Raw genomic sequence first — 19,391 nt, 5'->3', positions numbered from 1 at the left:
CGACCGCAGTGCGCCTCGACACGCTCTACACCGCCGAGACCCCCGAAGGCATCGCGCTCTCGCTGCGCCCGGCCGGGCTGGTCGCGCGCGGGCTGGCCTACCTGATCGACTTCGCGATCCGGCTCGGCATCTTCGTCGCGATCTCCATCACCGTCGGCATGCTCGGCAAGATGGGCTTCGGCATTCTGCTGATCGCCTACTTCTGCCTGGAGTGGTTCTACCCGGTGATCTTCGAGCTCACGCGAGCGGCGGCCACGCCCGGCAAGCGGGTGATGGGCCTGCGCGTGGTGATGGACTCGGGCCTGCCGGTCACGCCCGCCGCCGCGCTCACGCGCAACCTGCTGCGCGCGGCCGACTTCGTGCCTTCCTTCTATGGGGCGGGCATCGTGTCGATGCTGTGGCGCCACGACAGCAAGCGCCTGGGCGACCTGGCCGCCGGCACGCTGGTGGTGTTCAGCGACCAGGTGAGCCTGCACGGCAGCCTGCCGCCGGCCGAACCTCAGGCGCCCGCGCGGCCGCTGTCGGCGCGCGAGCAGATGGCCATCGTCTCGTGGGCCGGGCGCGCCACGCGCCTCACGCCGGAGCGCTTCGACGAACTCGCCCGCGTCGCCGAGCCGGTGCTGGGCCCCGACACCACCGGCGCCTCCGCGTCGCAGCGCCTGCTCGGCGTGGCGCAGTGGGTGCTGGGCCGGCGCGCCGGTGCAGGTGCCGGCGCCAATGCCGATGCGCAGGGAAGGGCGGCGCGATGACACCGCTCGATTTCGAGGCTGCCTACGCGCCCCTGTGGGCCGAGCTCGAAGCCGTCATCCGCACGGCCGAGACCAAGCGCAAGTTCGACGGCGCCCGGCTCGCCACGCTGTACCGCCGCGTGTGCGAGCACCTCGCGCTGGCGCAGGCGCGCGCCTATCCGATCCACCTCACGCAGCGGCTCGAGGGCCTCACGCAGAGCGCGCACCGGCTGATCTACCGCCGGCATGACTACGGCCTCGCGCGCTTCGCGCGGCTGGCGCTGGTCGATTTTCCCGAGGCGGTGCGGGCGCATCGCGCCTACCTGCTGGTCTCCGCGCTGATGTTCGTGCTGCCGCTGCTGATGGCGGGCTGGGCGGCCTGGCGCGACCCGGGCTTCATCCTGCACCTGCTGGACGCCAACTCGGTGCAGGAGTTCGACTCGATGTACAGCGACAGCGCCGAGTCGTTGGGCCGCACGCGCAGCGCGGGCGACGACTGGCAGATGTTCGGCTTCTACATCATGCACAACATCGGCATCGGCTTCCGCTGCTTCGCGGCGGGCATCTTCGCCGGCGTGGGCAGCGCGGCGGTGGTGGTGTTCAACGGGGTGCAGATCGGTGCCGTGGGCGGCTACCTGATCGGGGCGGGGCATGCCCGGAACTTCCTCTCCTTCGTGGTCACGCACTCGGCCTTCGAGCTCACCGCCATCGTGCTGGCCGGCGCGGCGGGCCTGCGGCTCGGCTATTCGTGGGTGGCGCCGGGGCGGCACACGCGGCTCGAGGCGCTGCGGCTGGCGGCGCGCCATGCGGTGGTGATCGTCTACGGCGTCATCGGGCTGCTGCTGGCCGCCGCGGCGGTCGAGGCCTTCTGGTCCTCGGCGCGCTGGATCGCGCCGGCGGTGAAGTACGGCGTGGGCGGCGCCTGCTGGGTGCTGGTGCTGGCCTACCTGGGCTGGCAGGGCCGGCCGCGCGCCAGTGCGAAGCGGGGAGACGACGATGCAGGTTGACGGCCTCGCCATCGCGCTGCGGCCGCGGCCCATGGCCGAGGCTGCCGACCTGGGCGCGCAGCTGGTGCGCAGCCATGCGCGCTCGGTGTGGCGCACCTTCCTGCCGGTGCATGTCGTGATGCTGCTGCTGGCCCTCAGCACGGTGGAGATCGCCGGCTGGCTGCCCAGCCTGCTGATCTTCTGGCTCAAGCCCTGGCTCGACCGCAGCCTGCTCTTCGTGCATTCGCGCGCCGTGTTCGGACAGGAGACGCGCTGGTCCGACCTGTGGGCCAACCGCCGCACCGTGTGGGGCGGGCAGCTGCTGCGCACGCTGCTGTGGCGGCGCTTCTCGCCCTGGCGTTCGTTCACCCAGGCCATCGAGCAGCTCGAAGGACAACGCGGCAGCGCCCGGCGCAAGCGGCGCGCGCAGCTGCTGCGCGGACGCCGCGGCGCGGCCACGGGGATGCAGCTGGTCTTCGCGAATGCCGAGATGGCGCTCGACATCTGCCTGCTGTCGCTGCTGTTCTGGTTCGCGCCCGAGGGCGGCACGCGCGACCTGTTCGGCTGGCTCACGCAGTCGGACACGCTGCTGCAGAGCCTCCTGACTGCCGGCGCATATGCGCTCGTCGTCGGCGTGCTGGAGCCGTTCTACGTGGCGGCGGGTTTCGCGATGTACCTCAACCGCCGGGTGGAACTCGAGGCCTGGGACATCGAGCAGGAGTTCCGTCGTGGGTTCAGGTAGCACCCCCAGGCTTCGCGCACTTCGTGTCGCTTCGCCAACCCCCTTGCAGGGGGCGATACCGGCGGCCCGGCAAAGCCGGTTCCGCGGTATCCCTGGAAGGGGCGTGATCGTTGCTCTGCTCGTGTTGTTGTGCGTGGGGGGGATGGCGCCTTCGGCGGCCATGGCTGCGGATGGTGCTGCATCGACGCGCGAGCAGGTGCAGGCTGCGATCGACAAGGTGCGTGCCGACCCGAACATGCCCGGCACCAAGACCGAGAAGCAGCTGCGCTTCAAGGACCGCGACGAAGAGGAAGAGGAGCCCGAGAAGAAGACGGGCGGCCTCGACTGGCTGCGCGATTTCGTGCGGGCGGTGGCCGAGGGGGCGCGGTGGCTGATCTGGGGGCTGGCGGCGCTGGCGGTGGCATGGCTGGTGGTCCGGCTGCATCGCTGGGTGCGGGTGCGCGCCGGCGGTGCGCGGCCGGGCAAGGCGCTGCTGCCCAGCCATGTCGGCAGCCTCGACATCCGGCCCGAGAGCCTGCCGGACGACGTCGGCAATGCCGCGGCCGGGCTCTGGCAGCGCGGGCAGCAGCGCCCGGCGCTGTCGCTGCTGTATCGCGGGGCGTTGTCGCGCCTGGCACATGCGCACGGTGTGCCGGTGCGTGCCGCGAGCACGGAGGGCGAGTGCGTGGCGCTCGCCGCGACGCGGCTCGCGCCCGAGGCGCAGGCCTTCTTCGTGCGGCTGGTTGATGCCTGGCAACTGGCCGCGTACGGCGGCCGGCTGCCCGGCACGGCGCAGGTGCTGGCGATCTGCGGCGAGTTCGACCTGCACCTGCCCGACACGGCTGCCGCTGCCAGCGCGCCTGCCGACGGACTGAAGGGCGCGGCCGCATGAGCAGCACCAGCAGCAGCAACAACAACAGCGCCTGGGTGGTCCGCATCCTCGCGGTGCTGGTGGTGGCGCTGGTCGGCTTCTGGCTGGTCTCCGCCACCGAATGGGCGGACACCGAGGTGCCCACGCCCGCGAGCGGCGAAGCCAGGAAGAACCGGTTCTACGGCGCGCAGGCCATGCTGCGCGAACTCGGCATGAAGGTGGTCAGGCGCGAGAGCCTCGACGCCATGCCGCCCGCGCAGGCGCGGCTGGTGCTCGCCTCCAGCTACTGGGACATGTTCCCCGAGCGCGGCCGGCGCCTGCGCGAATGGGTGGAGCAGGGCGGGCACCTGGTGATCCCCAACTACCTGGTCAGCGGCGAGCAGCTGGAAGACTGGCTTCCGCTGGTCCGCGAGAAGCAGCCGGCGTCGGACGAGAAGAAGGTCGCTCCCGATCCGAAGAAGAAAAAACCCGCCTCGCGCCGCTTCGAGCCGCCGCCCAAGGACTCGGACTGCCACGCCGTCACGGAGCCCGGCACCGTGCCCGCGAGCTATGCCGGCGGACGCAGCTTCCGCATCTGCGCATGGTGGACGTCGTCGCACTACCGCGCTGCAGACAGGCAGCCGCCGCCGCTGTGGGCCGTGCTCGGCGCGCGCGGCACCACGGAGGCGATCCGCGTGCGGGTCGGCCGGGGCACCGTCACCGTGATGCCCTGGGGCCTGTGGCACAACGAGAACCTGCTGCGCGCCGACAACGCGTTGTTCGCCGCCGCGGCCGTGCAGGCGCGCAGCGGGGCGGAGGTGTGGTTCGTCGTCGAGGAGACACGCGAGCCCTTCATGCTCTGGATCTGGAACCGGGGCTGGGTGGCGCTGGTCGTCGGCATGCTGGCGCTGGCATTCGCGCTGTGGCGCGCGGCCGTGCGCTTCGGGCCACTGGCGCCTTCCGCCGGCACGCACCGGCGCTCCATGGCAGAGCAGGTGCGCGGCACCGCCGGCTTCCTGCACATGCACGGCGCACAGGCACTGCACGCGGCGCAGCTGCGCGCGCTCGACGAATCCGCCCGCCGCCAGCTGCGCGGCCATGCCCATCGCGATGCCGCGGCGCGCGCGGCCGCCATCGCCCAGGCGACTGGCCTGGACGCGGCCATGCTCGCGCGCGCGATGGACGGCGCGCGAGCCCGGCATGCCGGCGGCATGGCGGTGGACCTGGAGGTGCTCGAAACCGCGCGCAGGCGGCTCGACGCCAACGGGCCGTTCACGCCCCGGCCTTCCTCCTCTTCATCACCTTCTTCTTCCTCTTCATCCTGAACCGAGAGACGCCCATGCAAGCCATCCAACCCGAAGAACTGACGCGCGCGGCCCAGTGGCTGCAGACGCTGCGCGCCGAGGTCGGCCAGGCCGTGGTCGGCCAGCTCGAGGCGGTCGACCAGACGCTGGTGGCGCTGGTGGCCTCGGGCCACGTTCTGATCGAAGGCGTGCCGGGGCTCGGCAAGACCCTGCTCGCACGCGCGCTGGCGCAGGCCATGACGCTGCGCTACTCGCGCGTGCAGTTCACGCCCGACCTGATGCCCTCGGACGTCACCGGCCATGCGGTGCTCGACATCGCCTCGCGCGGCGACGGCAGCCTCGGCACCCTGCGCGTGCACCAGGGCCCGGTGTTCACCAACCTGCTGCTGGCCGACGAGATCAACCGCGCGCCGGCCAAGACCCAGAGCGCGCTGCTCGAAGTCATGCAGGAGTACCAGGTCACGCTCGAAGGCAAGGCCATGGCGCTGCCGCGGCCCTTCATGGTGATGGCCACGCAGAACCCGATCGACACCGAGGGCACCTATCCGCTGCCCGAGGCGCAGCTCGACCGCTTCCTGCTGAAGATCGACATCGGCTTTCCGAGCCATAGCGAAGAGAACGCCATCGTTCAGCTCACCACGCGGCAGCGTGCGGGCAACCAGTTCCCGCTGGAGGCGGTGCGCCCCTGCCTCGACGAGGCGCAGGTGCTCGAATTGCAGCGCCTGGCCTGCCTGGTGCAGGCCGACGAGCGCGTGATCGACTACGCGGTGCGCATCGCGCGCGCCACGCGCGACTGGCCGGGGCTGTCGTCGGGCGCAGGGCCGCGCGGCACCATGGCGCTGGTGCGTGCCGCCCGCGCCGCCGCGCTGATGGCCGGGCGCGACTTCATCACGCCCGACGACGTGGCGCGCCAGGCGCTGCCCGCGCTGCGGCATCGCGTGATGATCTCGCCCGATGCGCAGCTCGAAGGCATGGGCGTCGACACCCTGCTGCGCGCCGCGCGCGACAGCGTGGAAGCCCCGCGGCTCTAGGCACCGCGCGGATGCGAGCTGCCATTCCGATTCCCGCGCGCGCGCCCGTGCTGGCGCTGGCCGGCCTGAGCGCGGCCGCCGCGGTGGCGCTGCTGCTGGGCGCGCCGCTGGACTACGTCGCCGTCGCGGCGGGCGTGCTGCTGGCGCTGGGTTTCGTGCTCGCCGGCTTCGACCTGTGGAGCAGCCTGCGCGCATGGCGCGCGGCGCCGCTGCGCATCGAACGCAACCTGCCGGGCGCGTTCTCGCTCGGCGTGCCCACCGTGCTGACGCTCACGCTGGTCAATGAAGGCCCCCAGGCCTGGCGGGTGTCGGTGTTCGACGAGCTCGACATGCACTTCGCCTTCGAGGGCCTGCCGCAGGAGCACACGGTGCCGGCGCTCTCGCGCGTCGCGCTGCGCTACACGGCCACCGCCACGCAGCGCGGCGTCGCGCAGTTCGGCGCCACGCAGCTGCGCTGGCGCACCCGTCTCGGCTGCTTCGAGATGCGGCAGACGCTCGGCGAGCCGCGCCGGCTGCGCGTGTATCCCAACTTCGCGGCGCTCGCGCGCTATGCATGGCTCTCGGGGGACCGGCGGCTCGCGCAGATCGGCATCAAGACCTATGCGCAGCGCGGGCTGGGCACCGACTTCCGGCAGCTGGCCGACTACAAGACCGGCGACTCGCTGCGCCACATCGACTGGAAGGCCACGCAGCGCCAGCGCAGGCCCATCGTGCGCGAGTTCCAGGACGACCGCGACCAGTGCGTGCTGTTCCTGCTCGACTGCGGCCGCCGCATGCGCGCCGACGAAGGCGCGCTGGCGCTGAAGGCCAGCAGCCACTTCGACGAGGCGCTCAACGCGCTGATGCTGCTGAGCTACGTCGCGCTGAAGGAGGGCGACGAAGTCGGCGCCATGACCTTCGGCTGTCCGCCCGAAGAGCGCCGCGACTTCGCCCCGCGCAAGGGCAGCGCCACGCTCAATGCGCTGATGAACCGGCTGCACGACATCCAGCCCGGCGCCACCCATTCCGACTACCTGCTGGCCGCGCAGGAACTGCTGCGGGTGCAGAAGCGGCGCGCGCTGGTCATCGTGCTGACCAACTTCCGCGACGAGGACGCCGCCGAGCTGCGCCCCGCCATCAAGCTGCTGCGCCGCAAGCACCTGGTGCTGGTGGCGAGCCTGCGCGAGCGCGTGCTGGGCCACATCGCCAGCCAGCCGCTGGTGCATGCGCGCGACGCGGTCGACGTGGCGGGGGCGCACCTCTTCGAGCAGTCGCGCCGCGACGCCTTCGCGCGCGTGGTCGGCAACGACCCGCTGTCGGTCGACGTGGAGCCTGCCGACCTCGCCGTGGCGCTGGTGAATCGCTACCACGCAGTCAAAAGGGCTGGCCTTTTGTAAAGGTCTTTGCCCACAATGGGTGCTTCACAAATCAAAGCAGAGGAGAGAGAAAACATGACGACCGATTTCACCAATCCCAATCCGTACGCGGCGCCCCGCTCCACGGTGGCCGACGTCTACGAAGGCGGAACCGACGCCGTGCAGCCGGTGAAGCTGTGGTCCGCCAAGGGACGCATCGGACGCGCCCGCTTCCTGGCATACACGCTTTTTTCTTACCTCATCTTCATCGTCGCGGCCGTCTTGCTGGGCGTGATCCTCGGCGTCACCGGACTCGCTCGGTCGGAAGGCGCGATCGGAGGGCTGACCTTCCTGCTCGCCATTCCCTACCTGGTCTTCTACGTGCTGACCGGCATCCAGCGTTCGCACGACATGGACTGGTCTGGCTGGATGCTGTTCCTGGCGCTGATTCCGTTCGTTGCGCTGATCTGGATCTTCAAGCCGGGCACCAAGGGCCGCAACCGCTTCGGCGCGCCGCCGCCGCCCAACGGCATCGGCGTGCTGATCGGCGCGTGGCTGATGCCCGTGATCTTCGGGCTGGGCATCCTGGCGGCCGTTGCCATCCCGGCCTACCAGGGCTACCTGACGCGCGCCAAGGCCGCGCAGGTCGAGCGGCCCTGAGCTTTTCTACCTCACCAGCGTCGACTTGCCGAACAGGCTCTCGATGAGCTCGACGGCCACCTCGGCCGTCTGGTTGCGCACGTCGAGGGCCGGGTTCAGCTCCACCACGTCGAGCGAACCGAGCCGGCCGGTGTCGGCGATCATTTCCATGCACAGCTGCATCTCGCGGTAGGTGGGCCCGCCGCGCACGCCGGTGCCCACGCCGGGCGCATCGGCGGGGTCGAGGCAGTCGAGGTCGAAGCTCACGTGCAGGTGCGTGTCTTCATCGACGTCCTGCAGCGCCTCGGTCATGGTGGTGCGCATGCCGTGCTCGTCGATGTGGCGCATGTCGAACACGTTCAGGCCCAGCGTGCGGATGGCTTCCTTCTCGTCGCCGTCCACGCTGCGGATGCCGATGAAGCGGATCGCGTCGTGCTGCAGCGCCGCGCGCTCGCCGCTCCAGCCCGTGAGCACCGCCGGCCCGTGGCCCAGCAGGCACGACACCGGCATGCCGTGCAGGTTGCCGCTGGGGCTGGTGGTCTCGGTGTTGACGTCGGAGTGCGCATCCAGCCACAGCACGCGCAGCTTCTTGCCCCGCTTGCGCGCATGCCACGCCACCGCGCTGATCGAGCCGATGGCCAGGCAGTGGTCGCCGCCCATCATCAGCGGCACGTGGCCGGCGCCCAGCGTGGCGTCGATGGCCGCGTAGACGGCGCGGTTCCACGCGATCACCTCGTCCAGATGCCGCAGCCCGTTGGCCGGCGGAGCCCACGGCGTGGCCGGCCCCGCGAGGTTGCCCCGGTCGACGACCGCATAGCCCTGCCGCGCGAGCGCCTCCGGCAGGCCCGCCACGCGCAGCGCGTCGGGCCCCATGCCGGCGCCGCGCACGCTGGCGCCGACGTCGGTGGGCGCGCCGATCAGTTCGAGGGTGACGTTCGCGTTGCTCATCTCAACTCCTCAGGTGTTGCCACAGGTACGCGTAGCCCAGCGCGTCCATGAAGGCGGACTCCTTGTTGTCCGTGGCCGCGCTGTGGCCGCCTTCCAGGTTCTCGTAGAAGCTGCTGTCGTAGCCCAGCGCCTTCATCCTCGCGTGCATCTTGCGCGCATGCACCGGGCCCACGCGGTCGTCGCGGGTGGAGGTGGTGAAGAGCACAGGCGGACAGGCCAGCCCCGGCTTCGCGTTCTCGTAGGGCGAGAAGGTGCGGATGAACTCCCACTCCTCGGGCTGGTCGGGGTCGCCGTACTCCGCGATCCACGAGGCGCCGGCCGACAGGTGCGTATAGCGGAGCATGTCCAGCAGCGCCACCTCGCTCACGATGGCGCCGTACAGGTGCGGGTACAGCGTGAGCATGTTGCCCATCAGCAGGCCGCCGTTGCTGCCGCCCATGGCGCCCAGGTGCGCGGGCGAGGTGACCTTGCGCGCGATCAGGTCTTCGGAGACGGCCGCGAAGTCCTCGCAGGTGCGAAGCCGGTTCTCCTGCAACGCGGCCTGGTGCCAGCGCGGGCCGTACTCGCCGCCGCCGCGGATGTTGGCGACGACGTACACGCCGCCCTGGTCCAGCCAGGCGCGGCCGATGCTGCCGCTGTAGGCGGGCTGCAAGGGCACCTCGAAGCCGCCGTAGGCGTACTGCAGCGTGGGGTTGGTGCCGTCGGCCTTCAGGTCCTTCGGCGCGATCTCGAAGTAGGGCACGCGCGTGCCGTCCTTCGAGGTGGCGAAGTGCTGGCTCACGCGGTGGCGCGAGGCGTCGAAGAAGGCGGGACTGTGCTTGAGCGCCTGGGGCTCACCCTGCCCGATGGTGCCGATGTAGAGCGTGGTGGGCTGCAGGAAGCCGCTCACGGTGAGGAAGTAGTCGTCGTTCTCGTCCTCGTCGATGCCGCCCGCCGCGATGGTCGAGAGTTCGGGCGCGCCGCCCAGGCCCTCGCGCTTCCACGGGCCCTTGCCGTCGGCCGGGGGCGTGAGCACCTCCAGGCGGTTCACCACGTCGTGCATCACGTTGACGATCAGGTGGTTGCGCGTCCACGAGTAGTCGTCGAGCGCCGTGGTGTCGTCGGGCTCGAACAGCACCGTGAGCGCGCGGCTGCCGGCCATGTAGTCGTCGAACTTCGCGGCCAGCAGCGAGCCCGCCCTGTACGTAGTGCCGCCCACGGTCCAGTCCTCGCGCGGTTCGACGAGCAGCCATTCGCGCGTGATGTCGGTGTCGCAATCGTCGGGCACGTCGATCTTCACGAGCTTGCCGTCGGCGCCGCGCTGCCAAGTCTCGCTCTCGTAGAAGTCCATCTGGCGCGAGACGAAGTCGCGCTCGAAGCCGGGCGTGTTGTCGCGCCAGGCGCTCACGGACATGTCCTCGTGCAGGCCCTCGTAGACCGTCACCGCGCTCTCCAGCGGCGTGCCGCGCCGCCACTCTTTCACGATGCGCGGGTAGCTGGAGCTGGTCATGGAGCCGGGGCCGAAGTCGGTGGCTACGTAGAGGTGGTCGATGTCCTTCCAGCCCACGTGGTTCTTCGCCTCGGGCAGCGAGAAGCCGCCGGGCACGAACTGCTTCGTCTCCAGGTCGAACTCGCGCACCACGTCTGCGTCGGCGCCGCCGCGCGACAGCGAGATCAGGCAGCGCCTGTATTCGGGCTCCAGGCAGTCGGCGCCGTGCCAGACCCAGTTCTCGCCCTCGGCCGCGGCCAGCGCGTCGAGGTCGAGCACCATCTCCCATTCGGGCCGGGGCTTGCGGTACTCGTCGAGCGTGGTGCGGCGCCAGACACCCTTCGGATGCGACTTGTCGCGCCAGAAGTTGTAGAAGAAGCGCGGGCCGATCTTGTAGACCATCGGAATGCGCTCGTCGGAGTCGAGCACCTCGAGGATGCCCTGCTGGAGCGCCTCGAACGCGGGCGACTGCGCGTACGCCTGCACGGTGACGGCGTTCTCGGCGCGCGCCCAGGCCAGTTGTTTCTCTCCGTCGATGTCCTCTAGCCAGAGGTAGTCGTCGTCCTGTTGCGGGGGGAGGCTGGATGTCATGGCCCCAGTGTACGGAGGCCTTGCGGAGGCCCCATGAAAGACATGGCGCCATGCGAGCGGTTGTCCAGAGGCCTTTGCGGATGCCGCACTTTCGGATTACTGGGGCAAACCCCTGTCGCGCCGGTGCCTGCCCTCGGTGGAAACACTGAAGAAGCGAAGACCCTGGAACGCAATGCCCACGGTATCCTGCCAGACGGCTCATGCCCCACCAAGGAGACACCACACATGAAACACCTGAGCGGTCTTGATGCCACCTTCCTGCACCTGGAAACGCCGGAAATGCCCATGCACGTGGGCTCGCTGAACGTGCTGGACCTGCCCAAGGGCTACAAGGGCGAGTTCTACGAGGACGCCAAGAAGTTCATGGCCAGCCGCATCCACCTGGCCGACGTGTTCACGCGCAAGCTCGCGCTGATGCCCTTCGACATGACCAACCCGGTCTGGGTGGAAGACAACGACATCGACCTCGACTACCACGTGCGCCACATCACGCTGCCCAAGCCCGGAACCAACCGGCAGTTGCAGCAGTACGTGGCGAGGCTGCATTCGTCTCTCATCGACCGCAGCCGCCCGATGTGGGAGTTCTACATCATCGACGGCCTCAAGAGCGGCCAGGTGGCGCTCTACACCAAGGTGCACCATGCGGGCATCGACGGGCAGGCCGGCGTGGAAGTGGGCAAGGCCATCTTCGACCTCGAGCCCACCGGCCGCGTGGTGAAGCCGCCGCGCAGCCGCCCGCGCGCCAGCAACTACCAGCTGGGCATGGCCGAACTCGCGACCGCCGCGCTGCGCAACACCGCGCAGCAGTACGTGAAGCTCTTCAAGATGGCGCCGGCCATCGCGCGCGCCATCAGCGGCCTCGCCAAGCCCGACGAGAAGGCGGCCGAGAAGGACACCGCCGCCGCGCCGAAGAAGTTCAACCTCTTCGCGCCGCGCACCTCGCTCAACGTGTCGATCACCAACCAGCGCACCTTCGCGGGCCGCACCATCTCGCTGGCCGAGACCAAGTACATCGCCAAGCACTTCGGCGTGTCGCTCAACGACGTGGTGCTGGCCACCGTGTCGGGCGCGCTGCGCCACTACCTGGCCGACAACAACGAGCTGCCTGCCAAGCCGCTGGTGGCCGGCGTGCCGGTGAGCCTGCGCGAGGCGGGCGACGACACGGCGAACAACCAGGCCAGCATGATCCTCGTGAGCCTGGCCAGCGACATCACCGACCCGATACAGCGGCTGAAGGCCATCAACGCCTCCTCGACCAGCTCCAAGTCGACCATGAACCGCTTCAAGGCAGTGGTCCTCGACGACTTCCCGACCTTCGCCGCGCCCTGGCTGGTGTCGGGCATCGCGTCGATGGTGGGTCGCTCGGGCATCGTCAACCTGCTGCCGCCGGCGGCCAACGTGGCCATCTCCAACGTGGCGGGCGCGCCGTTCCCGATGTACTTCGCGGGTGCGCTGGTCACCTGCTACTACCCGGTGTCGATCGCCAGCCACGGCACGGCCCTCAACGTGACGGTGCAGAGCTACAACGGCCGCATGGACTACGGCCTTATCGCCTGCCGCCGCGCCGTGCCCGACATCACCGAGATCGGCGACTACATGCTGGCCGAGCACAAGCTGCTGATGGAGCTGACGCAGAAGCACCCGGCCGCGGCCGGCGCCGCGCCCGCTCCGGTGCCGCCGAAGACGGTGGCGGAGCCCTCGGACGACGAGACCGAAGCCAGGCCCGTTGCCGCCGCAAAGAAGAAGCCGGCAGCGCGCAAGAAGGCCCCGGTCAAGGTCGCGGCGAAGAAGGCACTCGTGAAAGCGGCTGCGAAGGTGGCCGCCAAGGCACCGGTCAAGGCCCCCGCCAAGAAGGCCGCGCCCAAGGCGCCGGCCCGCAAGGCCGCACCGGCCAAGCGCTCCTCGGGCGCCGCGCCCAGGGCCGCGGCGGCCTGACCGGCACAAGGGGCAGGCCCGGAAAGAAAATTGGGGCAGTTGGACTAGTTTTCCGACCGTTCTAGTTTTCCAGGCCTAGGCCCCGCGGAAGAAGATAGGCCCATCGCGACTGATTCATCTCTCGTTTCCTTCGCGAAGCCCATCAACTTCAAGGAAATCTTCATCATGTCCACGCAAACCTCCATCGCTTCCGCAGCCGTTCACGTCGTCGGCCAATACAACGACGCGGGCAAGACCCTGGTCGGCGCCTACCGCGCCGGCGTGCACCGCCTGCTGGGCGGCGCCGCTTCGCGCTACAGCGACTTCCTCGGCAGCCGCCAGCTTCCGCTGGTGAGCGAGCAGGTCAAGGCCAACCTGATCGGCGCGCAGGAGAAGATCAACGGCTTCCTGGCCAACCGCGTGGATATCGACACCGGCCGCATCGTCTCGGTGATGGACCGCGTCGCCGCAGGCACCACCAGCGGCATCGAAGCCGTCGCCGGCCGCGTGGCCCGCGTCGAATCGCCGGTCGCCACCTCGGTGATCAACGCCCTCGGCGCGCTGAACCAGCCGCTGGCCACCGTCTCGGTGCAGATCGCCGACCGCATCGCCGCCGGCACCAAGCAGATCGAAGCCCGCGTGAACGGCACCGAAGAAGCCGCCAAGCCGGTTCGCACGGTGAAGGCCAAGGCCGCCGCCGCGAAGAAGCCGGTTCGCCGCGCCGCCGCTCGCAAGGCGGCCTGACCCCCGGGGCGCCTTCTGGCGCCCTTTTCCCTTTTTCCGGCATCTGGAGCACTGCATGGCGACCCGTCCTGACGAAACTGCAAAGTTGAAGAAGAGGGCAGCGCCTGCGAAGAAGGCTCCGGCAGCCGCCAGGAAGACGGCACCCCGTAAGGCGGCGCCCGCGGCGAGCAAGAAGCCCGCCGAGCCCGGCAAGGCCGAAGTCCTGCTGCGCGCCGGCCTCAAGGCGCTGGACAACGTGCGCAACGACGTCGCCAAGCGCCAGGCCAACGTGATCGAAGGCCTGCTCGGCATCGGCCAGGGCAAGGTGCCGAGCCTGGGCCTCGACAGCTTCGGCATCCGCAAGTTCGAGGACGTGTTCGACCAGCGCGTCGCCACCGCCATGCAGCGCCTGGGCATGCCCGACGCCGCCGAGGTGCAGGCCCTGCGCGACGAAATGGCGCAGCTGCGCGAACGCGTGGCGCAGCTCGAAGCCGGCACCGGTGCCGGCGCAGGCGCAGGCACAACCCGCGGGCGCGGCAAGCGCTGAACGGCAGGCAAAGCAGCAAGCCGCTTGTGGCCAGCTCCAACACCACGCGCGACCGCATCCTGCAGGCCAGCCTCGCGCTGTTCAACGCGCAAGGCCTCGCGGCCGTGTCGACCCACAAGATCGCCGCGGAGCTGGGCATCAGCCCGGGCAACCTGCACTACCACTTCAAGGCCAAGCAGCTCATCGTCGAATGGCTGTTCAGGCGCTTCGAGCAGCGGCTGGAGGCTTTGAACGGCTCGTCGGCCTCCATCGCGGCCATCGACGACCTCTGGCTGGCGCTGCACCTGCGCTTCGAGGCCATCGACGAATACCGCTTCATCTACCGCGACATGGCCTTCCTGGCCAGCGAATACCCGGCGCTGGGCCAGCGCGCGCAGGCCCTCACCGCGCAGAACCTGCTGGCCGCGCAGACGCTGTGCGAAGGCCTCGTGGCCTCGGGCGTGATCGAGACCAGCGCGGAGCAGGCCCGCATCCTGGCGCTGCAGATGGTCTTCACCACCACCTGCTGGCTCTCGTTCGAGCGGCTGGTGCCGGGGCGCGAGGCGCTGGCGCAGGCCGACCCGGGCCTTGCGGCTTTCTACACGCTCACGCTGGTTTCCCCGTATGTTTCCGGCGAATCGAGGGCTTACCTCGATTACCTGAGGGCCAAATACCTCGGATAAATGCCGCTGTCGTCCCACAGGGCATTGGGTCCGCGGGCCTCATGTTCGTCCTGAAGCAGATAAAAACCACAAAGGAGCCAACCATCATGACCACCACCACCTACGCCAAGGAACACATCACGCCGCCCTCGCGCCTGCTGCTGCTGGCCGAAGCCCGCGCGCTCTGGGAAACCGGCGCCGGCATCGCCATGTGGCCCCTGCTGCAGCTCACGCCGCGCGGCGACGGGCACCCGGTGCTGGTGCTGCCGGGCCTGGTGGCGGGCGACGGCTCCACGCTGCTGCTGCGCCGATACCTCTGCAGCCGCGGCTACGACGCCCACGGCTGGGGCCAGGGCCGCAACTTCGGCCCGCGCGAGGGCGTGGAGCAGGGCATGGTCGAACTGCTGAAGATGCTGCACGACGACAGCGGCCAGAAGGTCAGCGTCATCGGCTGGAGCCTGGGCGGCGTGTACGCGCGGATGTTGGCTTCTTCGTACTCGCACATGATCCGCAACGTCATCACACTGGGCAGCCCCTTCTCGGGCAGCCCGCGCGCCACCAACGCATGGCGCGTGTACGAAGGCGTGAGCGGCCAGAGTTCGCACGACCCGCGCCGCATGAAGTTCGTGCAGCCCACGCCGCCCGTGCCCACCACCTCGATCTTCAGCCGCACCGACGGCGTCGTCGCGTGGCGCTGCAGCATCGAAAAGACCGGCCCGCAGTCGGAGAACATCGAGGTCGTCGCCAGCCACCTGGGCCTGGGCGCGCACCCGGCGGTGCTCTATGCGGTGGCGGACCGGCTGGCGCAGCCGGAGGGCGAGTGGAAGCCGTTCAATCGCGGGGTGCTGGGGCCGCTGGTCTATCCGGATCCGGACAGGGGAGCCTGAGCTGCGAGGGCTCGAATCGAAAAAGCCGGCGGTTGCCGGCTTTTCGCTTTCTGGCGCACCGGGCGGTGATTTCCGGGCCTTCGGCTGGCCGGATATATGCCTTCAGGCATGACTTCCGTCACTTGCGGCGCCTCCGTCCCGCCCCGAACAATGGCGACACCATGCACAGCCTCCCGCCCGTCTACCCTCGCATCAGGCATGCCGGCCTGCTCGAGGAAGCGATGCGGCCAATGCTTGGCCTGATCGAGGCGCTCGGCGGCAGCCGCGAGGCGCATGAGGCCGTGGCATTTCCGCTCGCCGCCGACTCCGACCTGGTGGTGAGCTTCGTGGTCGACACGTCGGTGCAGTTCGTCACGCTCACGCGCGAGGGCCTGCAGGAGACGGGGCTCGATACCCAGTCGATGTACGAACTGGCCATCGACAACATGCTGCGGCTGGTGGCGCCCAACGTCCGCACGCGGGATCTCGGCTGCTACAGGGCGCTCGTCGCGGGCGACGGCTTCGAGGCCTGCATGCTGCTGCTGCCTGATCTGTGGGCGCAGCTCGCGCAGGACTTCGAGGGCGAGCTGGTCGCGGTGGTGCCGAGCCGCGACGTCGTCTACTTCGCCGACAGCCGGGGCAGCGCCGAGGGGCTCGGCCGCATGTGCGCCGCCGCCGAAAAGGTCAGGGCAGCTGCCGGGTTCGAGCGACTCTCCGACAGCGTGATGGCGCTGACCGCCGACGGCTGGTGCGTGCGCGGCACGCTCGACGCCTTTGCACCGGCGCTGGAAGCCTGACCCCTCAGTTCCCGGCCCACACGTCCAGCACGTAGCGCTGGTCGGCGATCATCCTGTCCATCCACGCGGTGCTGTCGTGCCCATGCTCGCGCGCGAGGTCGCTCAACGTGCGCCGCACGTCGGGCTCCATGCGCGAGCCGTCGCCGCAGACGTAGACCACCGCGCCGGCTTCCAGCAGCTTCCACACCTGGGCGGCCTGTTCGCGGATCAGGTCCTGCACGTAGACCTTGCGCTCGCCTGCGCGCGAGAAGGCGGTGTGCAGCTTCATCAGGCCGCGATGCGCCCAGGCCTTGAGTTCGTCGGCGTAGATGAAGTCCTGCTCGGGATGGCGGCAGCCGAAGAAGAGCAGCGCCTCGCCGAGCGCGGTGCCTGCCTCGGCCTGCGCCGCGCGCTCCTGCAGGAAGCCGCGGAACGGCGCGAGCCCTGTGCCGGGGCCGACCATGATGAGTGGCCGGTTCGCATCTTCCGGCAGCCTGAAGCCTTCGGCCGTGGTCTCGCGCACCACGCCGTGCACCGTGTCGCCGGCCTCGGCGCGCGCCAGGAAGTTGGAGCACACGCCCTCGAAGGTGCCGATGCCCGACTTGGCCGGCCCGCTCACCACGCCCACCGTCACGCTGCAGCGGCCCGGCGTCATCGTCGGCGACGACGAGATCGAGTAGTAGCGTGGCGAGAGCGGCGACAGCATCTCCAGGAACACCGCGAAGGGCACCTGGCAGGCGCGGTGCTCTTCCAGCAGGTCGAGCAGCGACTTGCGCTTGTGCAGCACCTCGGCCTTGTACGCGGCCTGCGAGGCCTCGTCGCTGCCCGAGAGGGCCTCCAGCTTCGGTTTCGTGAACGGGCACTCGGTGTACGCCGCGAGCGTGGCGATCTGCTTGCGCGTGGCCACGTCCTGCAGCTCGACGTAGTCACCCAGCAGGCGGTCGACCGCGATCACCTGCTCCACCGGCAGCGCCGCCTTGCGGCCCGCGACGGCATGCAGGCGCACGTGGGCCGTGCGGTCGAAGCCGAAGCGCGCCATCGCGCGTTCGACCTGCGCGGGGCTGTTGCGCGGCACCACGCTCAGGTGGTCGCCGGCGCGGTAGACGAGGCCCTCGGGCAGCATCAGTTCGACGTGCCGCGTGGATCGGCCGGCTTCTCCGTTGCCGCCGCTTTGCAGCTCGCGGTTCTCGATGACGCGCAGCGCCACCGCGCCCAGCGCATCGACGATCGCGTTCTTCTGCGGCGGCGGCAGTTCTTCCAGCGTGTAGAGCGGCTCGCTCTGCGCGGGCGTGTCGGCGCCTGTCTTGATGCCGAAGGCCTTCGCCAGTTCGGGCCACAGGGCGTCGCTCCAGTCCTGGAAGGCGCCGTCCATGTCCTCGCGCGCATCGCCTTCGCCGCGCGGGTGGACGCGCGTGGCGCCCAGCGCTTCGAGCCGCTCGTCGATGCGGCGCGGCACGGCCTGGTAGGTGGAGGCCCAGTCTGTGTTGCCGCAGCCGAAGACGCTGAAGCGCACGCCGTTGAGCGAGTCGTCGGCCTTGTCGAGCCAGCGGTGGAACTCGGCCGCGTTGTCGGGCGCCGCGCCGTTGTACGAGGCGCAGACGATGGCGACCGCGCCGCTGGCCGGCAGCCGCTCGGCGTAGTCGTCGAGCGAGGCCAGCTGCGTGGAGAAGCCGCGCATCTCGCCGGCCTCCGCGAGCTGTCGCGCGAGGTCTTCGGCGGTGCCGAGGTTCGAGCCCTGCAGCACCAGCAGCGAGGTGCCGTGGCGCGCCGCCTGCGGCTTGCGTTCGGCGGCCTTGGCGGGCTGCACCGGCGCGGCGGCCGCATCGCTCATGTTGCCGCGCGGGCGCGTGGCCGGGTCGCGCAGCAGCGCCTTGATCCTGAAGTTCTCCGGCTTGATCGTCAGCGCTTCCTTGATCTTCAGCTTGTAGCCCGTGTGGTCCACCAGGTTGAAGCGCTGCAGGATCATGCCCAGCGTGAGCACGGCCTCCTGCAGGGCGAACTGTCGCCCGATGCAGGCGCGCTGGCCGTTGCCGAAGGGCTTGAAGGCGTTCACCGGACGCTCGCGCTCGGCCTCGCGGCTGAAGTGGTCGGGGTTGAACCGGTCGGCGTCCTCGCCCCAGATGCCCTTGTCGCGATGCAGCGCCAGCGCATGCATGATGACCATGTTGTTCTTCTTGATCGTGTACTGGCCGCCGATCTTCGTGTCTTCCTTGGCACGCATCGAGATGGCGGGCGCCGTCGGGTACAGCCGCAGCGACTCCTTCAGCACCTGCATCACGTACTGCAGGCGGTTGACCTGCGCGTAGGTGGGCTTCTGCGTGGTGTCGGGGCCGAACACGTTGTCGACCTCGGCCTGCGCCTTGGCCATGGCCTCGGGGTTGTTCAGCAGGAAGTAGATGGCGAATGACAGCAGCCCGCTGGTGGTCTCATGCCCCGCGATGAGGAATTCGATGCACTCGTCGCGGATCATCTTGTCGGTGAGCTTCTCGCCGCTCTTCTTGTCCACGCCCGCGATCATGTAGCTCAGCAGGTCGGGCTTGGTGGCGATGTCGGCCCCGCTCGTGCGCCGCTCCTCGATGATGTCTTCCACCATCTTGTGCATGTAGCGGATGTCCTTGCGCTGCTGGGCGAGCTCCTTCTTCAGCATCAGCTCTTCGAGCGGCAGGCCGCGGCGGTTCTGCACCGTCTCCAGCGTGCGCACCATCGCATCGACGAACGGGTGGAAGCCCTCGCGGTAGAAGGAGTTGAAGCGGTAGCCGAAGCCGCACAGGCCGATGGTGTCGAGCGTGAGCGCGGTCATGTCGCGCACCACGTCCACCTCCTCGTCGAAGTTCAGCCGCTCCCACTTGGTGACCAGCTGGCCTGCGATGTCCAGCATCATCGGGTGGTAGGCCTGCATCGCACGCTGGCTGAAGTTGGCCAGGAGGATGTTGTGCGGCTTCGACCAGGTCTCCTCGTGCGTGTCGGAAGTGAAGAGGCCGTGCGACGCGGCGCGCAGCCGGCGCAGCGCGCCGCGCGTGCTCTTGTCGAAGCGCTCTTCCTCGCAGAGCTCGTCCACCAGCGCGGGCGACGACACCACGATCACCGGCATGCCCGGCATGTCCAGCCAGTAGATGCCGCCGAGGTCCTGCGCGATCTTCCACATGTCGAGCACGGGCGAGTCGGAGCCGATCGACAGCAGGTTGCCGACGAAGGGCTTCTTCGCCGGATGCGGGATCGGGTGGAGCGAGTTTTTGCCTGCCATGGTCTTGTTGTGCCTTTGGAATGGACCCGCCTCTGATATCCGGGCTTCGCAAGCCGGAGTATCCCGACGGCACAGGCGAC

17 protein-coding genes are annotated in these 19,391 nt (G+C 69.6%); 14 read left to right on the top strand and 3 right to left on the bottom strand.

What is annotated here, in order from left to right; all coding sequences use genetic code 11:
* Positions 1-8: 8 nt before the first annotated feature.
* The 8 genes from FHT32_RS31015 to FHT32_RS30980 all read left to right on the top strand — a co-directional run bounded on the left by FHT32_RS31015 (position 9) and on the right by FHT32_RS30980 (position 7,614).
* A complete protein-coding gene (locus FHT32_RS31015; RefSeq protein WP_176668395.1) occupies positions 9-749 on the top strand; it encodes an RDD family protein in 741 nt (246 codons plus the stop codon).
* Positions 746-1,735: a stage II sporulation protein M gene (locus FHT32_RS31010; RefSeq protein WP_176668394.1), complete on the top strand. Its 990-nt coding sequence runs from the start codon at positions 746-748 to the stop codon at positions 1,733-1,735. Before FHT32_RS31015 ends, FHT32_RS31010 begins: the two co-directional genes overlap by 4 nt.
* Positions 1,725-2,456, top strand: a complete 732-nt coding sequence (locus FHT32_RS31005; protein ID WP_176668393.1) for a hypothetical protein — start codon at positions 1,725-1,727, stop codon at positions 2,454-2,456. The genes FHT32_RS31010 and FHT32_RS31005 overlap by 11 nt, the downstream gene beginning before the upstream one ends.
* 103 nt (positions 2,457-2,559) lie before the next feature.
* Entirely contained in the window at positions 2,560-3,327 is a 768-nt protein-coding gene (locus tag FHT32_RS31000) for a DUF4129 domain-containing protein (protein WP_371132296.1), read from the top strand.
* On the top strand, positions 3,324-4,610 hold the full coding sequence (locus FHT32_RS30995; RefSeq protein ID WP_176668392.1) for a DUF4350 domain-containing protein: 1,287 nt from the start codon (positions 3,324-3,326) through the stop codon (positions 4,608-4,610). Before FHT32_RS31000 ends, FHT32_RS30995 begins: the two co-directional genes overlap by 4 nt.
* Before the next feature lie 14 nt (positions 4,611-4,624).
* Positions 4,625-5,620, top strand: coding sequence for a MoxR family ATPase (locus tag FHT32_RS30990; RefSeq protein WP_176668391.1), 996 nt, complete (start codon positions 4,625-4,627; stop codon positions 5,618-5,620).
* A gap of 11 nt (positions 5,621-5,631) precedes the next feature.
* Positions 5,632-6,996 (top strand): DUF58 domain-containing protein, encoded by a 1,365-nt coding sequence (locus FHT32_RS30985; protein ID WP_176668390.1) that lies wholly within the window; start codon positions 5,632-5,634, stop codon positions 6,994-6,996.
* A 54-nt stretch (positions 6,997-7,050) separates the two neighbouring features.
* Positions 7,051-7,614, top strand: a complete 564-nt coding sequence (locus tag FHT32_RS30980) for a DUF805 domain-containing protein (RefSeq protein WP_176668389.1) — start codon at positions 7,051-7,053, stop codon at positions 7,612-7,614.
* A gap of 6 nt (positions 7,615-7,620) precedes the next feature.
* Here the strand turns inward: FHT32_RS30980 and rocF are convergent, their stop codons facing one another.
* Both rocF and FHT32_RS30970 read right to left on the bottom strand, forming a co-directional pair.
* Entirely contained in the window at positions 7,621-8,541 is a 921-nt protein-coding gene (rocF, locus tag FHT32_RS30975; protein WP_176668388.1) for an arginase, read from the bottom strand.
* 1 nt (position 8,542) lies between these two features.
* Positions 8,543-10,600 (bottom strand): prolyl oligopeptidase family protein, encoded by a 2,058-nt coding sequence (locus tag FHT32_RS30970; protein WP_176668387.1) that lies wholly within the window; start codon positions 10,598-10,600, stop codon positions 8,543-8,545.
* 225 nt (positions 10,601-10,825) lie between these two features.
* Between FHT32_RS30970 and FHT32_RS30965 the strand changes: the two genes are divergently transcribed.
* The 6 genes from FHT32_RS30965 (at position 10,826) to FHT32_RS30940 (ending at position 16,088) form a co-directional block, all read left to right on the top strand.
* Complete coding sequence (locus tag FHT32_RS30965) at positions 10,826-12,535, top strand: wax ester/triacylglycerol synthase family O-acyltransferase (RefSeq protein WP_176668386.1); 1,710 nt, start codon at positions 10,826-10,828, stop codon at positions 12,533-12,535.
* 165 nt (positions 12,536-12,700) lie between these two features.
* Entirely contained in the window at positions 12,701-13,258 is a 558-nt protein-coding gene (locus FHT32_RS30960; protein WP_176668385.1) for a hypothetical protein, read from the top strand.
* 85 nt (positions 13,259-13,343) lie between these two features.
* Positions 13,344-13,784, top strand: coding sequence for a phasin family protein (locus FHT32_RS30955; protein WP_256099228.1), 441 nt, complete (start codon positions 13,344-13,346; stop codon positions 13,782-13,784).
* A 26-nt stretch (positions 13,785-13,810) separates the two neighbouring features.
* Positions 13,811-14,446 carry a TetR/AcrR family transcriptional regulator gene (locus FHT32_RS30950; protein ID WP_176668383.1) on the top strand — a complete coding sequence of 212 codons (636 nt, stop codon included), beginning with the start codon at positions 13,811-13,813 and terminating at the stop codon, positions 14,444-14,446.
* An 86-nt stretch (positions 14,447-14,532) separates the two neighbouring features.
* On the top strand, positions 14,533-15,312 hold the full coding sequence (locus FHT32_RS30945; protein ID WP_176668382.1) for a triacylglycerol lipase: 780 nt from the start codon (positions 14,533-14,535) through the stop codon (positions 15,310-15,312).
* A gap of 161 nt (positions 15,313-15,473) precedes the next feature.
* A complete protein-coding gene (locus FHT32_RS30940) occupies positions 15,474-16,088 on the top strand; it encodes a DUF1444 family protein (RefSeq protein WP_176668381.1) in 615 nt (204 codons plus the stop codon).
* A 4-nt stretch (positions 16,089-16,092) separates the two neighbouring features.
* Here the strand turns inward: FHT32_RS30940 and FHT32_RS30935 are convergent, their stop codons facing one another.
* On the bottom strand, positions 16,093-19,311 hold the full coding sequence (locus FHT32_RS30935) for a bifunctional cytochrome P450/NADPH--P450 reductase (protein ID WP_176668380.1): 3,219 nt from the start codon (positions 19,309-19,311) through the stop codon (positions 16,093-16,095).
* Positions 19,312-19,391: the final 80 nt, after the last annotated feature.

The sequence above is a fragment of the Variovorax sp. SG517 genome (assembly GCF_013376045.1).
GTDB lineage: Bacteria > Pseudomonadota > Gammaproteobacteria > Burkholderiales > Burkholderiaceae_C > Variovorax.
The sequence above is the reverse complement of the archived record's forward strand: the minus strand, read 5'-3'. Positions and strand labels throughout refer to the sequence as shown.